Source organism: Idiomarina sp. OT37-5b, from assembly GCF_002968395.1.
Classification (GTDB): Bacteria; Pseudomonadota; Gammaproteobacteria; order Enterobacterales; family Alteromonadaceae; genus Idiomarina; species Idiomarina aquatica.
Genome location: NZ_CP027188.1, coordinates 2,210,430 through 2,225,864, shown reverse-complemented (window position 1 = coordinate 2,225,864; position 15,435 = coordinate 2,210,430). Strand labels below are relative to the sequence as shown.

The 15,435-nt window shown below is 49.6% G+C and carries 15 protein-coding genes; 8 read left to right on the top strand and 7 right to left on the bottom strand.

Translation table 11 applies throughout. The features are described 5' to 3' along the window. Positions 1 to 2 precede the first annotated feature (2 nt). On the bottom strand, positions 3 to 845 hold the full coding sequence (locus C5610_RS10570) for an MBL fold metallo-hydrolase (protein ID WP_105307112.1): 843 nt from the start codon (positions 843 to 845) through the stop codon (positions 3 to 5). Between the two features lie 179 nt (positions 846 to 1,024). Here C5610_RS10570 and C5610_RS10565 point away from each other — a divergent pair, with 179 nt between their 5' ends. Then, positions 1,025 to 3,781 (top strand): hypothetical protein, encoded by a 2,757-nt coding sequence (locus tag C5610_RS10565; RefSeq protein WP_105307111.1) that lies wholly within the window; start codon positions 1,025 to 1,027, stop codon positions 3,779 to 3,781. Between the two features lie 76 nt (positions 3,782 to 3,857). Continuing rightward, positions 3,858 to 6,518: a TonB-dependent receptor domain-containing protein gene (locus C5610_RS10560; protein WP_105307110.1), complete on the top strand. Its 2,661-nt coding sequence runs from the start codon at positions 3,858 to 3,860 to the stop codon at positions 6,516 to 6,518. 49 nt (positions 6,519 to 6,567) lie between these two features. Here the strand turns inward: C5610_RS10560 and C5610_RS10555 are convergent, their stop codons facing one another. The 3 genes from C5610_RS10555 to C5610_RS10545 are packed head-to-tail and all read right to left on the bottom strand — an operon-like array spanning position 6,568 to position 8,795. After that, positions 6,568 to 7,467 (bottom strand): mechanosensitive ion channel family protein, encoded by a 900-nt coding sequence (locus C5610_RS10555; RefSeq protein ID WP_105307109.1) that lies wholly within the window; start codon positions 7,465 to 7,467, stop codon positions 6,568 to 6,570. 11 nt (positions 7,468 to 7,478) lie between these two features. Further along, positions 7,479 to 8,096, bottom strand: coding sequence for a glutathione S-transferase family protein (locus C5610_RS10550; RefSeq protein WP_105307108.1), 618 nt, complete (start codon positions 8,094 to 8,096; stop codon positions 7,479 to 7,481). 48 nt (positions 8,097 to 8,144) lie between these two features. Next, positions 8,145 to 8,795: a DUF1707 domain-containing protein gene (locus C5610_RS10545; protein WP_105307107.1), complete on the bottom strand. Its 651-nt coding sequence runs from the start codon at positions 8,793 to 8,795 to the stop codon at positions 8,145 to 8,147. Positions 8,796 to 8,971: 176 nt separating this feature from the next. Here C5610_RS10545 and C5610_RS10540 point away from each other — a divergent pair, with 176 nt between their 5' ends. Continuing rightward, positions 8,972 to 9,724 carry a hypothetical protein gene (locus C5610_RS10540; RefSeq protein WP_105307106.1) on the top strand — a complete coding sequence of 251 codons (753 nt, stop codon included), beginning with the start codon at positions 8,972 to 8,974 and terminating at the stop codon, positions 9,722 to 9,724. Here the strand turns inward: C5610_RS10540 and C5610_RS10535 are convergent. The 3 genes from C5610_RS10535 to C5610_RS10525 all read right to left on the bottom strand — a co-directional run bounded on the left by C5610_RS10535 (position 9,705) and on the right by C5610_RS10525 (position 10,578). After that, on the bottom strand, positions 9,705 to 9,887 hold the full coding sequence (locus C5610_RS10535) for a hypothetical protein (protein WP_105307105.1): 183 nt from the start codon (positions 9,885 to 9,887) through the stop codon (positions 9,705 to 9,707). The two genes, C5610_RS10540 and C5610_RS10535, sit on opposite strands and share 20 nt — an antisense overlap. Beyond that, positions 9,868 to 10,275 carry a hypothetical protein gene (locus C5610_RS10530; protein WP_158682685.1) on the bottom strand — a complete coding sequence of 136 codons (408 nt, stop codon included), beginning with the start codon at positions 10,273 to 10,275 and terminating at the stop codon, positions 9,868 to 9,870. Before C5610_RS10530 ends, C5610_RS10535 begins: the two co-directional genes overlap by 20 nt. Positions 10,276 to 10,344: 69 nt before the next feature. Next, positions 10,345 to 10,578, bottom strand: a complete 234-nt coding sequence (locus C5610_RS10525; protein WP_105307103.1) for a hypothetical protein — start codon at positions 10,576 to 10,578, stop codon at positions 10,345 to 10,347. A gap of 486 nt (positions 10,579 to 11,064) precedes the next feature. On the opposite strand from C5610_RS10525, the gene C5610_RS10520 reads away from it, so the two are divergent. The 5 genes from C5610_RS10520 to C5610_RS10500 are packed head-to-tail and all read left to right on the top strand — an operon-like array spanning position 11,065 to position 15,429. Then, positions 11,065 to 11,445: a BlaI/MecI/CopY family transcriptional regulator gene (locus C5610_RS10520; RefSeq protein ID WP_105307102.1), complete on the top strand. Its 381-nt coding sequence runs from the start codon at positions 11,065 to 11,067 to the stop codon at positions 11,443 to 11,445. Beyond that, positions 11,438 to 12,379: a M48 family metalloprotease gene (locus C5610_RS10515; protein WP_158682684.1), complete on the top strand. Its 942-nt coding sequence runs from the start codon at positions 11,438 to 11,440 to the stop codon at positions 12,377 to 12,379. Before C5610_RS10520 ends, C5610_RS10515 begins: the two co-directional genes overlap by 8 nt. Next, entirely contained in the window at positions 12,379 to 13,605 is a 1,227-nt protein-coding gene (locus C5610_RS10510) for a TolC family protein (RefSeq protein ID WP_158682683.1), read from the top strand. The genes C5610_RS10515 and C5610_RS10510 overlap by 1 nt, the downstream gene beginning before the upstream one ends. Continuing rightward, positions 13,602 to 13,886, top strand: coding sequence for a hypothetical protein (locus tag C5610_RS10505; protein WP_105307099.1), 285 nt, complete (start codon positions 13,602 to 13,604; stop codon positions 13,884 to 13,886). Before C5610_RS10510 ends, C5610_RS10505 begins: the two co-directional genes overlap by 4 nt. Positions 13,887 to 13,908: 22 nt before the next feature. Next, a complete protein-coding gene (locus C5610_RS10500; protein WP_158682682.1) occupies positions 13,909 to 15,429 on the top strand; it encodes an efflux RND transporter periplasmic adaptor subunit in 1,521 nt (506 codons plus the stop codon). Positions 15,430 to 15,435: the final 6 nt, after the last annotated feature.

Genomic DNA, 15,435 nt, shown 5'->3' with positions numbered 1-15,435 from the left:
TGTTAGTACAAGGTTTTAATCCAGCGTTCCTCGGTGATAAAGTTCCAGGCCCATGGTTTCCACTTATCACTGAGGCCGTTGCCCAACGCATCCTCTAGCGCCATACCTTGCTCACGCATGCTGTCCACTTCCGCTTTGGTGGCCTTAATCATATCCAGAAACGCCTGATAATCGGCGCGGCTCGCCTTCGGACCGTGGCCAGGGATGATCACCGTATCGTCATTAATCTTACTGATGAGTGTGGTGACGTTATTGATATACCCCTCAACGTCACCGCCACTGCCTAAATCAATGAATGGGAAACGCTCATTAAAGAACAGGTCACCCGGGTGCAATACATTCGCTTTTTCAAACCATACCGCGACGTCCCCGTCAGTATGGCCATTGGCAAGATAGAACACATGCACCGTATCACCGTTGATGTGTAACGTAACGGTTGAATCAAAGGTTAACTGCGGTAGTCCGGCGGCATTAAAGTCGCTGTCATTGCTTAACCGTTTGCGTACATTGTCATGAGCCAGAATGGTGGCATCATGGTTTTCCCGTAGCCACATATTAGAGCCGACGTGATCGCCGTGAAAGTGTGTATTGATGACGTAACGAACCGGCTCGCCGGTCAACTCGTCAATTTTGGCGCTGATTTTTTCCGCCATCTGCTGATATTGATCATCAATCAGCAGCACGCCATCGGCACCATGCATCAGTGCCATATTGCCGCCGGCACCAGTGAGCATGTGAATATTATCGGCGACGGCATCGGCGCTTACCTGAACGTCAGCAAAACGATCTTGAGCAGTCGCAGCAGCGCTTAGAGCAAGGGCTGCCAGCAGGGTAAGTTTTTTCATAACGGGTTCCTGATTGGGTTTTAACCTGATTACTTTGTAGACAAAGAAAGGGATCAATTCAACGTGTCAAAAACGTGAATCTTTTGTGACAGTTTGAAGTTGTCACATATCTGTCATGCCGAATCACTACTCTCGTTTCCGTCAATTCAAAACCGAAAAATGAAGGTCGGGAGAACTCAATGAAACTGCAAACTCTATTTAAAGCTTCTGCTGTTGCCGCAGCGCTTGCGCTGGCAGGCTGTGGTGGTGACATCAACATCGACACCGGTGCGACGGTTGAACAACCGGATCCAGGCACAGGTGGTGGCGACAACGGTGGCGGTGATACCGGTGCTGACTTACCGGGTGAAACCAGTGGTTCACTCTCACTCGCAGCCAGTGAAGCGCTGGGTGAGGAAGTTCAGGTACAGGTTCTTTCTGGACGCATCACGGAAGATACCACGCTGGTAAATAGCCTGGACGACGGTACAACAGTAATGTATGCGCTGGACGGACCTACTTTTGTCGGTGGTGATAAAGCCGATTCTGCGGTGTTGACCGTTGAACCGGGTACTGTGATTTTTGGTCGTCAAGGTAACGATTACCTGGTGGTTAGCCGTGACTCACAAATCATCGCTGAAGGTACAGCGGACGCGCCGATTATCATGACGTCTTCGCAGGACGTGCTGGGTGAAGAAACGGCTCCGGGTCAATGGGGTGGCTTTATCATCTTGGGTAACGCGCCAAGCAACAAATGTCCTTCTGACGGTTCTGACTGTGCGCTTCAGGTTGAAGGCGCTGAAGAGGGTGCCGTATTCGGTGGTACCGACGAAACAGACAACTCTGGTGTTTTACGCTACTTAGTGGTTAAGCACGGTGGTTTTGAAATCGCACCAGATAACGAATTAAACGGCATCACCTTCGGTGGCGTTGGTTCAGGTACAACGGTTGAATATTTACAGGTTCACGGCAACTCGGACGACGGCATCGAAATGTTCGGTGGTAACGTCGACTTTAAACACGTTGTATTAACCGGCATGCAAGACGACAGCATCGACTGGGATAACGGTTACCAGGGCCGCATGCAGTTCGTTTACGTTGAGCATGACAAAAACGGTGGCGACGCTAACCGTGGTATCGAAGCTGACAACGACGGTTCTAACCCGGCTGCTGAGCCAATGTCTAACCCCATTCTCGCGAACCTAACCATCATTGGTAATAACTTCCAGGGTGAAAACTCATCAGAAGGTATCTACTTACGTGAAGGGACTGGCGCGCAGTTCTACAACACCGTAGTAACCGGCCCATCAGAAATGGGCGAGTGTTTTGAAGTTGAAGGCAACGAAGTATCTCAAGGTCACTTAACCGATAACACCATTCGCATGGAAAACTCAGTGTTTGCCTGCAGCAACGGTGAAAACTTCAAGTTTGGTGATACCGACGTTGACCTGGAAGACTGGTTCCTGAACGATCAAGCTAATAACTTTATCAGCGATTCTGTGATGCTGTCAGCCAATGGTCAGCCAATGAGCGGCTCACCGTTACTGGGTGCAGGACAAGACGTATCGAACACCGTAGACGGTAGCTTCTTTGAATCGGTTGATTTTATCGGCGCCGTGGGCGGCGATGACGACTGGCGTCAAGGCTGGGCCTTTGGTTTTGGCGGTGGTGAAGTGACTGCCGGTGACTCAGAAGCGCCAGTAGCAGGTTGCCCGGCCGGCACAGAAGCGATTACTCCTATTGACGGCTCAACGACGACCTGTGAACTGGAAGGTCGTTACACAGACGATCTGACCCTGACCGCGGGTAACTACTACGCATTAACGGGTGCCGTGTTCATCGGTGGTGACAATGCTGACTCAGCAACCTTGACCATCGAACCTGGTGTTACCGTATACGGTCGTACCGGTAATGACTACCTGGTCATCAGCCGTGGTTCAGATATCGACGCTCAGGGTACTGCCGAAGAACCTATCTCACTGACATCGTCAATTGATGTTGAAGGTGGCGAAGGCATGCCAGGTCAATGGGGTGGTTTGATTATTCTTGGTAACGCGCCAAGCAACAAGTGCCCGTCAGACGGTTCAGACTGTGCGCTGCAGGTAGAAGGTGCTGAGGAAGGCGCTGTATTTGGTGGTACCGATACCGCTGATAACTCAGGTACGCTGCGCTATGTACGTGTCATGAACGGTGGTTTTGAAATCGCACCGGACAACGAACTTAACGGTATCACCTTCGGTGGTGTTGGTTCAGGCACAACGGTTGAGTACCTGCAAGTTCACAACAACTCTGACGATGGTATTGAAATGTTCGGCGGCAACGTTAACTTCAAGTACGTTGTACTGACCAACATGCAAGACGACAGCATCGACTGGGATAACGGTTACCAAGGTAAACTGCAGTACGTACTGGTACGTCAAAACCCAGACAACTCAGACGCTAACCGTGGTATCGAAGCCGATAACGATGGCTCTAACCCAGGTGCTGAACCAATGTCTAGCCCGACCATCGCTAACCTGACCATCATTGGTAACACCTTCTCTGGCGAAAACGCTTCAGAGGGTATCTACCTGCGCGAAGGTACTCAGGCAACGTTCTACAACACCATCGTATCAGGCCCGGCCGGTATGGGTGAGTGCTTAGAAGTTGAAGGTAACCCGGTAAGCCAGGGTCACCTGCAGGACGGCGGTATCAGCATGACGAACTCACTGATGGCCTGTGATAACGGTGAGAACTTCAAGTTTGGTTCTTCAGATGTAGACCTGGAGCAGTGGTTCCTGGGTCAGGAAGGCAACAGCGTTGTGACAGCAGCAGAAGCACTGGACGGTATCTTTACGGTATCTGACGCTGCAGCAGCTGATTTAAGCGGCGACACCTTCTTTGACAACGCAGACTTCGTTGGCGCATTAAGCAGCGATAACGACTGGACTGCAGGCTGGACTGTTGGTCTGGAATAACACCGCACTATAAACCGAGGGTACGCAAAGGATTGTGTGCCCCGGTTTTCACTGTATAAAAGAGGTAGTTACTATCATGCGAGCCAAACAATTTCCTCTGGCGAGCCTTACTCTTGCGGTTTTAACTGGCTTGTCATCGCAAAGCGCTTTTGCAGCACAAGAACAGCAGGAACAATCCGCGTCTGAACAACAATCCTCACCGGAAGCGGTTATCGAAGAAGTGGTAACCACAGGTACTCGTTTGCAGGGCAGTGCGGCAGCGGTTGTTCAGGAACGTAAAGAGCAGGCGTTCGTTGCTGATATCATGGGCGCGGAACAAATTTCCCGTACCGGTGACAGCGACGCTGCAGCAGCCCTTCGCCGGGTGACCGGTTTGACCCTGGTTGACGGCAAGTTTATTTATGTTCGTGGTTTGGGTGAGCGGTACTCCAGTACCCAATTGAATGGTATGTCAGTACCAAGCCCGGATCCCACCCGTGCTGTTATTCCACTGGATTTATTCCCGGCTGATATCATCGAGAGCCTGGCGGTGCAGAAGTCGTATTCTGCCTCGATGCCGGCAAACTTCGGCGGCGGTAATGTTGATATTCGCCTGAAATCAGCACCGGATGAAGAGATCTTTAACGCCTCCATTAAAGTGGGCGGAAACAGCGAAAACTTTAACGACGCCTACTGGTACGACGGCGGCAGTAACTGGAACGGTAAAGACGACGGCACTCGGGCAGCGCCGCAAATGCTGAAAGACCTGTGGGATCAGCGTACCTTTCTGGATGATATCTCACTGGAACAAAACCGCGATGTTGCGTTGGCGTTAAATCGCGATTATGACCCAAGCCTACAAACGATTGACCCAGATTATGGTCTGGATCTGACCTATGGCAATCGTTATGACATTGACGACAAATGGGCTATTGGCTTTTTAGCCACAGCTGCGTATGACAACGAGTGGGAAGTGTCGGAGCAATACTTAGGTGAAGACTGGAGTCTTAACCCGGATGGCACCTACACCATTTTGCGTGGCTGGGATGATGTTGAGTCGACCGAACAGCAGGTAACCTGGTCCGGAATGTTTACCGCTGGTATTAATTACGGCAGTAACCATAAAGTCGATTTAAGCCATGTCATCCTGAACGACACCGAAGATCAGTTCCGCGAAAAGCTCGGTAACAGCAACAACATTAACTTTGGTTCTGACCAGCGTATCCGTTCTTATGACGTGACGTATCAGGAACGTCGCATGGTCGCGAACCAGATTAAAGGTATGCATACCTTTACCGACTGGAACTTCTTAGGCGTTGACTGGAAATACTCGAAGTCACGTTCAAGCCGTTATGCACCAGGCAATATCGAAACGCGTTTTATTCTGACGGATAGCAATGATGACGGAATGTTTGATCGCGAAAACGAGAGCGTGTTGACCAACGCCACCACCGCGGCCCGTTATAACTTCCAGGACTTGAACGACGAAGTTGAGAACTGGGGTGGTAACGTGACTCTGCCAATCATGCTGGATAACTGGGACATTACCCTGAAAGCTGGCGCTGATTTCGTGCAGAAGACACGCTACGCGACCAACCGTCGATTCGACATCAACACTCGTGCGTTTAGCGATTCCAGCATCCTGGAAGGCTATCAACTGGGTGAAATCCTGAACGATGACGTCATCGCAAACGCAGAGCTTGGCTTCTTGCCGATTCTGAACGACACCACCGTTGCGGGTGATGATTATATTTCCGCTCAGACAATTGATGCGTACTATTTCGAAGGTGACTTTTTCTTCGATGAAAAATGGCGCATAACCGCCGGTGTTCGTTGGGAAAATTTCCGCCAGGCGGTGGTACCATTGGTTCCGCAAACCGGCGAGATTGATTTGCCAACCAGCCCGACCGTGGAAGATCTGGCGGATCTGGCGTTCCAGGAAGATGATCTCTACCCATCATTGGCATTGACCTACTTCCTGAGCGATGAACAGCAACTGCGCTTTAGTTACGGTAAAACCGTGGTACGTCCGGATCTGCGTGAAGTGTCCAGCTCAACCTACCTGGATCCGCTGACTTTGTTCCCCGTCGGTGGTACGCCGGGTCTTAACACCACAGACATCGATAACTTCGACGCCCGCTGGGAGTGGTATCAGGATAACGGCGATACCTTGTCGATTGGTTTGTTCTATAAAGACATGACCAACCCGATTGAATCGGTGCAGTCGCCTTCTCAGGATGGTCCACCACTGGTACGTATCGCCAATGCTGAAACGGGTGAAGTTTATGGTACCGAAGTGGAATGGCTGAAAACACTGAGCAACAACTTCTTCTTATCCGGTAACGTCACCCTGAGTGACTCTAGCATCACACTGGATACGCAGAATATTGTTGAGCAAACAGGCGTTTCTACGTCGATCACCAACACTGAACGCCGCTTAACCGGCCACTCAGAATGGGTGGTTAACACCCAACTTGGTTTCGACTCGGACGACGGCATGCACTCGGCTTCGTTAGTCTATAACGTGTTTGGTGACCGTATCATCATTCCGGGAATCGACGGCCGTGGTGATGCCTTTGAGCAACCGTTCCACTCACTTGATGCCGTGTACAGCTATTACCCGGACTTCAATTCTCAAGTAACCTTAAAGGTTCAGAACATCCTGAATCAGGATAAAGAAATTGAGTTTGATAATACGCTGTTACGTTCAGAAACTCGTGGTATCAGCTTCTCGCTGACGTATAAGCGCGAATTCTAACGACTACTGCAGTGACGAAAAGGGCTCCGTCAGGAGCCCTTTTTTTATGCTATGCAGAAGGTTCTTTTAAATGAATTTCCAGCGGTTTTGAGGTGTCCAGATGAATGTCGCGCTGGGGGAACGCAATGACAATGTTGTGTTCATCGAACAGCACGTTCACCTTAAACCGAACATCCGACTGAATGCGGCGGATATCCATCGGCTGATGAACGCTGGTCCAGAAATACAAATTAAACAGCAGCGAGCTGTCACCAAAGTCTTCAAAAATGACTTCAATAGGATAATCGGTCGATATCTGTTCGTGTTCTTCGGCGGCCTGACGCAATAAATCGCGCACTGTCTCTACCGGCGAACCGTAAGCGACACCAACGGAAATAACCGAACGAATATCCGCCGACACCAGCGTCCAGTTCACCACCCGCTGTTCCAGAAAGTAACTGTTTGGTACCAGTACGTGTACGCCGTCGTAACGGCGAATGCGAACACAGCGGTTGCCGATTTCTTCAACGCGACCTCGTTCTTTTTCCAGTTCGACGATATCGCCGATACGGATAGGGCGCTCGGCAATTAAAATGATGCCCGAGATGAGGTTGTTCAGCAGGTTTTGTGCGCCGAAGCCTACACCGATAGCCAGAGCGCCACCGAGCACCGCGAAAATGGTGATAGGAATACCCGCAATTGGTAGCGCGATCAGCACGATCATGACGTAGGCAACGAACGAAATCAGGCGTCGAAACGCAAAGACGGTGTTTTCGGAAGCACCGCTGGAGCGCAACGCCCGCTTAACCAGACGTGCGCCAACCCAGCGCACCACGACGAAACCGATCATGATCAAGGTTAACGCAATGATGACCTGCGACAGATAAATCGGGGTGTCACCCGCTTTATACAGCTCGGTCTGCCACAATGAGGCTACTGAGTCAGCAATATCCTGCCAGTTCATTTGCATGTTCGTCGATCCTACACCTTAGCAGAAGGTAACGCCTTCATGCGCTCATACCACTGTTTAAGGTTCGGGTAGGCGTCGGTCACACGTAGGTTAACGACTTTGCCAAAATCGACCGAACAAAACGCGTTGATATCGGCTGCGGTGAGGCGACCAAACGCAATGTAGTCTTTGTCCTGTAGGTGCTGGTTCAGAAAGTCAAAAAACTCGGTGGCTGCTTTGATGTTGCTCTCGCCCCATTCCTTAATCGGGTTCATGCGGTGTTTAAAGTAATCGGTGGTATGTTGAAAACCCATGCCGATGGGCAGGAACAAGTAAAAGTCGACCCAGCGGGTCCATTGTTCGATGATGGCCTTTTCATTGGCGTTGTTGCCAAGCAGCTTGGGAGAGTCCGGGTAATGTTCTTCGAAGTAGCGACAAATCGCCGTGGTTTCGCTGATGCAGGTGCCATCGTCCAGTTCTAACACCGGCACTTTTTTCATCGGGTTTTTATTGCAGAATTCGGTACTGAGATTTTCGCCTTTGGCTAAATCGATTTCGACTCGGGTGACCTTGTCCAGCAATCCTTTTTCGGCTAAAAACATGCGCACGCGACGCGGGTTTGGCGCTTTCGCCATTTCGTAAAGTTTCATGAGCTAACCTCCTGTTAAACTGAGTGTTAGCTCCAATTTACTCCGACTTTAACGAGATTGAAAGGTGCTTTTCAGACTGTTGGCGAAGGCAACAAACTTTTCTTTCATGGTGCGCTTCACTTTAATCTCCAGTGAGCCTAATACTTGTGTCCCTTCGATGTTCAGGTGAGGGGGCTGTTGTAAGTGGCCCATAGAAGGTGCTTTATTCTCGGTTGACCCCAGAATATTAAACACATTGGTGCTGATGGTGACTTCCTCAGGAACAAAGATCTCGATGCTGGATAAGCCACCGATGATTTTAATGGTGACATCTGGTTGCTGAAAAATCGCATCACTAAAATCCAGCTCGACGGAGCCAAGTAACGCATAAACGGTGATGGTTCGCGGTACGGTCCAAACTCCGGAGCGTTCATTGGAAGACAAGATTGAGACAATATTTTCCGTCGCTTCAACGCGACCTGCTCCATAATGCGGCGCAAATTGGCGGGCCTTGATGTTGTCGTAAGAGGAGTCAGGCTTGAGCTCAAGGTCTGCCACTAAATCAGCAAGCTGGGCATGCGAGGTTGCGTCCATTGCCGCATCAAGACGACGTTCAAAGGCCTCCGCAGAAATGATGCCGTGACTGTAATTCATGACCAACTGGTCGATGGTTTCTTCCCGTACCTGCTCAAGCGGGCGATCTTCAAAGGTTACCGCCATAATGTTCCCCGGTTATGGATATCTTTTTTATTATTGGCGCTTATGCCGTTAAACGCAAAACAGCTTTCTTTTTATAAAACATATACATAACAAGTTCTTACAAATGGACATACAATAACCGTTGGGATTTATTATGATGCTTGGTTATAACGTCGTTTTGCCTACAAGAGGTGCTTATGCGCAAGGTGTTACTGTCACTTACCATACTGGTATTGCTGGTGCCAACGGTGCTGGCGAAAAGCTGGGATGTCTATGTCATCAGCGCAATGCACGGCTACCATAAAGACCACCCAAGCTTTAATTACGACCATCTTTATAAGGTGGTTGAGCGGTTGGACCCCGACTTTGTGGGGGTTGAGATCCGACCCGAAGATATCGGTGAGGACACTCGCTACCTAAACGCCAATTATCCGCTCGAAATGGTCGAGTTGGCGCAACGTTTTTCGGGTCGAGTGTTTGGTTTTGATTGGCTCGGTGATGCGATTACCGGACAACCGATCCCCAAAAACTATTGGCAGACGCTAACGGTTAAAAAACTTGAGCGGGAGTTGGATAAAGAGCAAGCCCTAATGGCGCGACGACCGCCGAAATTAGATGAACTGCAATCACAGCAGCAAGCGTTGTTGCAGAGCGCGACGGTCGAAAGTCTGATGGACGGACGCTATGGGCAACTGACACGTGCCATTGATCAGCAACAACAACTGTGGCTCGGCAAAACTCGTTACCAGGCAATATTGGACTTTAACCAGCGACGTGATGAAAAGATAGCGGAAAACATCGTCCGCGTCATGAATGCGCGCAGCGGCGGTACTCTGGTCGTTGTGACCGGTGCCGACCATCGTACGTTCATTGTCGAAAACCTGGAGCGAGCGTTTGCCGGTAGTATCAGAGTCCATCAGTCATTGCCCGTCACTTCAGTTGTTCATTAAGGCTGTTTGCCGAGCATTTTAATAACAACTGTTTTAATACACAGCGACTCTCGCTGTCGCAGCAGCGAATGTCGCTGGCAACCAACTGCCGTTGTTGCATCAGCCGCATCAACTGGCTTGATTCAATTTCCAGGCGGACACGGTTATTTTGTTGAGGACGCATACCTTGTCTCCTCGCGAAAACGTTCCAGATGTAAATGCCGGCAAGCTTTTTCGGCTAACGCCTGAAATCCCCGCAAACGCTTTAGATTGTCGTCCGAGTCGTCTTGTTCCAGCCAATGCGCCAGTTGTTTAAACAGAGCATGGTAGGTACTCAGCGTATCAGCATGGTGTTGCAGGCGAAATTGCACACCCATGATGATGAGGCTGGCAGTGACGTAATTTTGCTGTGCATTGGCGCCGAGCACCTCATCGTCACTGGCCGCAAGAGCCGATGCGCGCGCTTTCGTTAACAGCCGGAGGGCATTATCAAGTTGCCCTTGCTGCAATTTGCCGGAAGCCGCATGGAACATTTGATGAAAGCGATGATTCTCGACGATAGCGCATGACATAGTAAAACCCTACTGATGGTTGACGATGACCCAACAATAGTACAAATGAGAATCGTTCGCAACAATGAATTAACGCTTTGCGCCAAACAATATCTTGTCGCTGTTGAACAGTGCCACAAGCAACCAGAAGCCGAAGAAAATTAACGTCGTCCACCCCATCGTGGACCAGCTCCAGAAGTCGTCGTCCCCCAGTAAAAGCTCACTGACCAGCCAATACATACCGAGCGCTAACAGCACCGAAGGCAACAGCACCAGGACAATCAGCAAGGGGATTTTAATGTGCTCGTAAATACGTTTTAACATAAAAACAGTTATGAATAGATGGAAAAGGACAGTATATCCTCAAATAGAATGCATTGTGCAACAGCACCGACACTCGTGTCGGTTTGAACCAACAAAAAAGCCCCGCTATTGCTAGCAGGGCTTCTTCAGAATAGTGGTGCCCGGAGGCGGAATCGAACGCATCGTGCAACAGCACCGACACTCGTGTCGGTTTGAACCAACAAAAAAGCCCCGCTATTGCTAGCAGGGCTTCTTCAGAATAGTGGTGCCGGAGGCGGAATCGAATAAGTCACTTAAGAAGTTGTTTATTATATATTATTTTTAGAATTAAAATCGCCGTGTAACTTAACGTGTTACTAAAATCTGCGCTCTAGCAACCAGCCGAGAAAGTTATTACCAATACTGCCTACCATAACTCAGAAGCACGTATTTGTATAAAACCGATTGACGCTCGGTTTTTATATCTGTAGGCTAATTTGCCATCAGTAATTAGCGTTGAGTAGACGAATGAAACTGGGTGACCTGGAGACTTTTGTATTGAAAATGGCGTGGCAGCTTGGCTCAGGGACGGTGAAAACCTTCTATACCCAAGTAAAGCCAGCGAGAAATGTGTCGCAGAACACAGTGCAGTCGACGCTAGAGCGTTTATACCGGAAGTCGATACTAACGCGGCATAAAGAAGGTCATGCCTACGTTTACCAGCCTAAACTATCCCGTGAAGCATTTACCGCCCAGCTGCTGACTAATATGGTTAGCGAGTTTGAAAGCGATCCGTCAATGACATTGGCCGCTTTTGTTGAGCAACAAGAAGGGGTAAGCGACGCGAAGTGGCAACACTTAAAAGCGGTTGTCGAGCAAATAAAAAATGAGGAAGCGCCTGATGATTGAGCTGCTTTTTTCCTCGTTATTTTTAATCGCCATCGTATTTTTCGTGTCATTGGCAATAGTTGAGGGTCAGGTGTGGCGATATAGACGCCGCAATAAAACGGCCTTGCCGACACCGTTGTTAGTGACTCTAACAACAGGACCTGTGTTACTCGCCACAGCTATTTTATTGGCGCTTAGCTTGACCTTTCTTGGAAAAGGCACCGGGCTCATTGTGGATCATTGCCTGGTGCATGGATTAAATCACCCTCACCTTTGTTTTGAACATTTGCCGGCCGGTCAGTTGTCTTTTCTGGCGGTAGTTGGTGCATCCTTACTCATACTCTATATAGCGGTTAAGTTAGCCACTCTGGCAAAAAGCACGTTGAAGTACGCTCGAGTTAACCGGTCAGTGAGTCAGTTCCAAACAGGCCGCATCAATTGGTTAGACAGTGATCGGGAAATGGCTTTTGTAGCGGGTATAAGACAGCCTCGTATTTACCTAACTCACATGCTGAAAAAGCGTTTATCGCGACAAACCTTACGGATTATTGTGGCGCACGAAATACAGCATGTTCGCAATCGTGACCTGATTAAAATGCTCTTTATCGAGTGTCTCCTAAGCTTTTACAGCCGCAGCACAAAAACGTATTTAATGAATCAATGGGTGCTTTATCGGGAGCAAAAAGTCGACAGGCAGTTAGCTGGTCGGTTTGGCCGAGCCGCTGTGGCCGATGCGTTATTGCGCATGTTGCCGATTAAAAACCATGAGGCTGGCTTAAACAGCGCTGGCGGTGATATCGAGCAGCGAATCACTGCGTTAGCAAACTTAAATGAACGTGACTTGTTTAGCGCTAAGAGAGCTTATCAATGGGTGGCAGTATTAACACTGAGCATCACCATATTTTTAACCGCTGAGCACCACGCGCTTGAGACCTTAATTGGATGGATTACTTAATGATAAAACAACTCGTTATCAGTGCGTTGTTGTGTGGCACGGTCGCGCCCGGCGCGGTTGCACAGAGCTCTGGCACGACCGAACAAGATATTGTGACCGCCTATATGAAGCAACAACGTATAGAGCAGTGGTTGGATGCCGAGACACAAGCCATTCAGGCCGAAAGAGAGGGAGCGGCATTGCTGCGTAACCCGGAACTGGAAGTTAGCTATGAGCCGATGACATATGCTGACGGTAGCGAAGAAAATGAATTGGCTATTTGGTTGACGCAGTCCTTCGACGCATGGGGAGCAAGAGACAGCCGGCAACAAGCAGCGAACCACAAAGCATTGGTCGAGCAATTACGGCTAGCGGCAGAGGTGCGTGATGAGCTGGTTGAAGTTAAGCGTCTTTTTTATCGGTTGGTCATGTTACGAGACCACTACGCTTCGGCGCAGCAGTGGGTCAAACAGTTAGAAAAGCTGGTTGATTTGAGCAACCAACAATTACAGTTAAACGAACAATCGGCCTTAGACCATTTCCGTCTGAACCAGGCGTTGTCATCAGCTGTGCTGCAACTGAGCACACTTGAACAAAAAGTGATTTCTACCAGTAAATCTTTGACCGCATACACCGGTTTAACGCTTAGCAATATTGACGCTTCCCTGTTGCCGAATGACTTAACGGTTAGTCGGTTAAGTCAACTGTCACCACCGCAGGATACATTGGAATTAAAGGTGCTTGAATCGTTGTTGAAAGGCTTAGATGCGCAACGTGCAGGCGCAGATGCAATGGCACTGCCAGAAGTTGCGCTCAGTGTGGGCGTTCGACAGTTGGATACGAATGCCGGCAACCAGTCAGAGGCGGCTGCATCCTTAGCCATTGAGCTGCCGCTGTTTGAACGCGGTCAATATCATTCGCGCCACTATGCCAGCCTGACATCGGCACTGGAAATAGAACAAGAGCAGACCCGACGGCGTGTATGGCAAACGTTCGCAAGCATTAAGCAACGCTTAAAAGCAGGCATCAAAGGCCTGAATAAAGCACAACAAGAAAGTGTCAGTAAAATGCTTGATAGTGCCACTGAAGCCTACTGGTTGGGCGAGATCAGTGTGACTGAATTAATTGACATTCAACAGACGCAGATGGCGCTTAGTGAACAAGTGCTGTCGGCAAAACTGGCGATCAGACAAGACTGGATCGCCTTGCAATCATTACTCAATCAAACAACGGAGATTAACCAATGAACACACTCTTGAAACTACTGGCAATGGCCGCAGCAGCGGTAGCAATAACAGCTTGCTCCGGGGATGACCACGGACACCCGCACGATGAAGATGGTGCCCATATGAGCGAAGAGCAGCATGAACATGGAGAGGGCACTCATGAACATGCCGAAGAGCAACCGGAAACAGAAGCTTACTACGGTGATGAACAAGCTGAACCAAAGAACTCGACCGAAGAAGCCAGTAAAAAAGAAGAAGACACTCACACCCATGAAGACGGTGAAGAGCACGGCCACCACTAATTAGAGAACCAAGGATATGAACATGCGACTTCATCAGCTTTTAGCAAGTATTTTTATCGCCGTATTGCTAGCGGGGTGTGGCCAAACTGAAACTGAGTCGCATGGTCATGCGCACGAAGAAGCGACAAGTTTAGTGTATACCGATTACACAGAGCATACTGAGCTTTTCGTAGAGTTCCCGGCATTGCAACAGGGCGAGAGCTCTCGTTTTCTTGCTCATTTAACCAACCTTAGTGACTTTACTCCGGTTACAGAGGGCGCCGTTTATGTCGAGCTTCGGCAAAATGGAAAATTGGAAGCTGGCTTCCGGGTTAAACAGCCGACACGAGACGGTTTATTTACCCCTGTTGTCACGCCGCGTGATGCCGGACGTTACCAACTGAGTATTCGCTTAGAGAATGATCAGTTCAGTAGTACCCATGAGCTCGGGGAAGTCAGGGTTTTTGAGGCAAACGAACACGCACAAGTCTCGCAACCAGAGGTTGCTGGTGATATCACCTATTTAAAAGAACAGCAGTGGCAGCAACCGTTCGCGACTACTAAGGCGCAACAGTTATCCCTCAGCGAATCAGTGCCTGCGTTTGCCACAGTAAAAGCACCGGCGAACAAACAGGCGACGATCCGCGCTCCTCAGGCCGGTTATTTTTTCCCGGATGCCTCAGTTACGGCAGGTCACTCGGTTGAGCGCGGCGATACACTGGGGCTGTTAGTTCCCCGGGCGCAGAGCTCTCAAGACATTATTTCGTTGCAATTAGAGCTTGATGAATATCAATCAGAGCTGGCCTTGGCTGAGCAAGAAGTTCAGCGCTTACAGCAGTTAGTTGACAATGGAGCGATACCTGAAACTCGTCTGCAAACAGCCAAAGCTAAACAACAGCAACTGAGTAGCCGAGTTAACGCCACCCAAGCGCGTATTCAGCAAGGTCAATTGGGTGAGACGGAAGGCGGTATTGCGATAAAAAGCCCGATTAGTGGCAAAATTTTAAGCAGTCCGCTAGCCAGCGGTATGTATGTCGACGAACAGCAAGTGCTGACAGAGCTTGCGGCCAACGAACAACGCTGGTTAGAACTGTCTATTCCAGAGCGTTTTAGTCAGCACGTGCAAGCCATTTCAGGTGCATGGCTAGATACCGATGAGAAAATGGTTCGGTTAGATGAGAAAAACTCGATAGTTGCTGCACGCTCCTTGATGGTTCAGCCCGCTTCAAGAACTTATTCCGTAACCCTGGGGTTCGCTGCTGACACATGGCAGCCCATGATTGGTCAGACGTTTGCGGCCAAGGCGTTTACGTCGGCGAATAAAGCGGCGATTGCGATTCCCGTGAGTGCAGTCATCAGACAAGAAGGTAAGGACGTTGTATTTGTGCATACAGGCGGAGAAACGTTCGAGCGCCGGGAGGTCACGCTGGGTATCCAGGATGGCGAGAACATTGAAGTGACTCGAGGCTTGAAAGCGGGTGAGCGAGTAGTAAGCATCGGCGCTTATGATGTTCGTTTAGCGGCTCTCGGTGGTGAAGAAATCGGCCACGGCCACGCACATTAAGGATTT

Coding starts and splice junctions, on each gene's coding strand:
- C5610_RS10570 (WP_105307112.1), bottom strand. CDS start 845: ATGAAAAAACTTACCCTGCTGGCAGCCCTTGCTCTAAGCGCTGCTGCG.
- C5610_RS10515 (WP_158682684.1), top strand. CDS start 11,438: ATGATTGAGCTGCTTTTTTCCTCGTTATTTTTAATCGCCATCGTATTT.
- C5610_RS10530 (WP_158682685.1), bottom strand. CDS start 10,275: ATGTCATGCGCTATCGTCGAGAATCATCGCTTTCATCAAATGTTCCAT.
- C5610_RS10535 (WP_105307105.1), bottom strand. CDS start 9,887: ATGCGTCCTCAACAAAATAACCGTGTCCGCCTGGAAATTGAATCAAGC.
- C5610_RS10525 (WP_105307103.1), bottom strand. CDS start 10,578: ATGTTAAAACGTATTTACGAGCACATTAAAATCCCCTTGCTGATTGTC.
- C5610_RS10545 (WP_105307107.1), bottom strand. CDS start 8,795: ATGGCGGTAACCTTTGAAGATCGCCCGCTTGAGCAGGTACGGGAAGAA.
- C5610_RS10500 (WP_158682682.1), top strand. CDS start 13,909: ATGCGACTTCATCAGCTTTTAGCAAGTATTTTTATCGCCGTATTGCTA.
- C5610_RS10560 (WP_105307110.1), top strand. CDS start 3,858: ATGCGAGCCAAACAATTTCCTCTGGCGAGCCTTACTCTTGCGGTTTTA.
- C5610_RS10510 (WP_158682683.1), top strand. CDS start 12,379: ATGATAAAACAACTCGTTATCAGTGCGTTGTTGTGTGGCACGGTCGCG.
- C5610_RS10540 (WP_105307106.1), top strand. CDS start 8,972: ATGCGCAAGGTGTTACTGTCACTTACCATACTGGTATTGCTGGTGCCA.
- C5610_RS10550 (WP_105307108.1), bottom strand. CDS start 8,096: ATGAAACTTTACGAAATGGCGAAAGCGCCAAACCCGCGTCGCGTGCGC.
- C5610_RS10555 (WP_105307109.1), bottom strand. CDS start 7,467: ATGCAAATGAACTGGCAGGATATTGCTGACTCAGTAGCCTCATTGTGG.
- C5610_RS10565 (WP_105307111.1), top strand. CDS start 1,025: ATGAAACTGCAAACTCTATTTAAAGCTTCTGCTGTTGCCGCAGCGCTT.
- C5610_RS10505 (WP_105307099.1), top strand. CDS start 13,602: ATGAACACACTCTTGAAACTACTGGCAATGGCCGCAGCAGCGGTAGCA.
- C5610_RS10520 (WP_105307102.1), top strand. CDS start 11,065: ATGAAACTGGGTGACCTGGAGACTTTTGTATTGAAAATGGCGTGGCAG.